The organism is Microcoleus sp. B3-A4 (assembly GCF_036705385.1).
Taxonomy (GTDB): Bacteria; Cyanobacteriota; Cyanobacteriia; order Cyanobacteriales; family Microcoleaceae; genus Microcoleus.
Genome location: NZ_JAUBUI010000152.1, coordinates 1 through 1,925 on the forward strand (window position 1 = coordinate 1; position 1,925 = coordinate 1,925).

General features: G+C 49.8%; 1 protein-coding gene. It reads right to left on the minus strand.

Going from position 1 to position 1,925, the window contains the following annotated elements; translation table 11 throughout:
• Nucleotides 1-121: 121 nt before the first annotated feature.
• Nucleotides 122-1,925: calcium-binding protein (locus tag QUB33_RS28490; RefSeq protein ID WP_333357692.1), on the minus strand; the 1,804-nt coding region annotated here is incomplete at its 5' end.

Genomic DNA, 1,925 nt, shown 5'->3' on the forward strand with positions numbered 1-1,925 from the left:
GGTTTAACAAACTTTCACTGGTGGCCTCAAGTTCCAGTTGCTGCTTAATTATGGGTAAGCACCCGGACATGATATGACAGATCATCTTTCTATTATGCAGCGCCAATCCTTGAGGTTATCGTTAGATAAAGAAATTGGTAAAGGGAATAGAGCCAGCAGGAGGTAACGTCCCGGTGGTTGTTAATTTGATCACTAAATCGTTACTCGCCTGAAAACCAGCAGTACCATCATTAATGACAAGGTAAGTACCGGCGATCGAGGCATTTGTAGCCACAACTAAAGCAGCGCTATTAATTCCTAGAGCTTGGTTTCCGGCTAATCCTCCATTAGCGTCGATCAACACTTGATCTACCAGAAGTTGTAAAGTGGTGGCAGTGCTATTATTGGCAGCACGGCTAAAGCTAGTAGGGGCATTCATCGCGGCTCCAGCTTGGGTCAACAAGTCGATCTTATCAGTGCCGATGGCAAAGTCGGTAACGCTATCCCTGGCGGATACAGAGGATTGTCCAAACTGGAAGAGGAAAGTATCTGCACCCGTACTACCCGTTAGAGTATCTTGACCGCCCCCCCCGTTGAGCGTATTATTAGCGGTGTTGCCGATGATAGTGTTGGCTAGAGTATTTCCGGTGCCGTTAAGCAGTGCGCTGCCTCCTAAACGGAGGGTTTCAACATTTGCAGCTAAGGTGTGGCTGACGGTTGAGCGCACCTCGTCAGTTCCTTGAGCTGCAAGTTCAGTGACGACAACTCCTGCATTATCCACAACGTAGATATCGTTACCCAATCCGCCTCTAAGTTGGTCGAGTCCGCCACCGCCATTGAGCGTATTATTAGCGGCGTTGCCGGTGATGACGTTGGCTAAAGGATTTCCGGTGCCGTTAATCAGTGCGGTGCCTGTTAAAGTGAGGTTTTCAACTTCAGCACCTAAGGTGTAGGTGACGCCAGATTGCACCAAGTCGGTTCCTTGAGCTGGAAGTTCACTGACGACATCTCCTGCATTATCCACAACGTAAATATCGTTACCCAATCCGCCTGTAAGTTGGTCGGCTCCGGGTCCTCCGTTTAAACGATCATTACCCTCGTTACCATTAAGGATGTCGTTTCCAGCAACCCCGTTGAGGTTGTCGTTGCCGGCCAATCCATTGAGGGTATTATTAGCGGCGTTGCCGGTGATGACGTTGGCTACAGGATTTCCGGTGCCGTTAATCAGTGCGGTGCCTGTTAAAGTCAGGTTTTCAACATCAGCAGCTAAGGTGTAGGTGATGCCAGATTGCACCAAGTCGGTTCCTTGAGCTGCAAGTTCAGTGACGACATCTCCTGCATTATCCACAGCGTAGATATCGTTACCCAATCCGCCTTTAAGTTGGTCGGCTCCGAGTCCTCCGTCTAAACGATCATTATCATCGCCACCATCTATGGTGTCGTTGCCGGCCAATCCAGTGATGGTGTCGTTGCCGGCCAATCCATTGAGGGTATTATTGCCGGGGTTGCCGCTGATGATGTTGGCTAAAGTATTTCCGGTGCCGTTAATCAGTGCGATGCCTGTTAAAGTGAGGTTTTCAACTGCTGCAGGTAAGGTGTAGGTGATGCCAGATTGCACCAAGTCGGTTCCTTGAGCTGCAAGTTCACTGACGACATCTCCGGCATTATCCACAACGTAAATATCGTTACCCAATCCGCCTGTAAGTTGGTCGACTCCAAGTCCTCCGTTTAAACTATCATTATCATCGCCACCATCTAGGGTGTCATTGCCGGCAGCTCCGTTGAGGGTGTCGTTGCCTGCCAATCCATTGATGATCTCTGGATTGGCAGTTCCGGTTAAGTTATCAGCGCCAGGAGTGCCATTTATAGTGGGGATGTCAATCGTAACGTTGATACTCACCGTAGCCGGGACAGTCGCAGCCCCGTCGCTAACGCTGTAGGTGAAG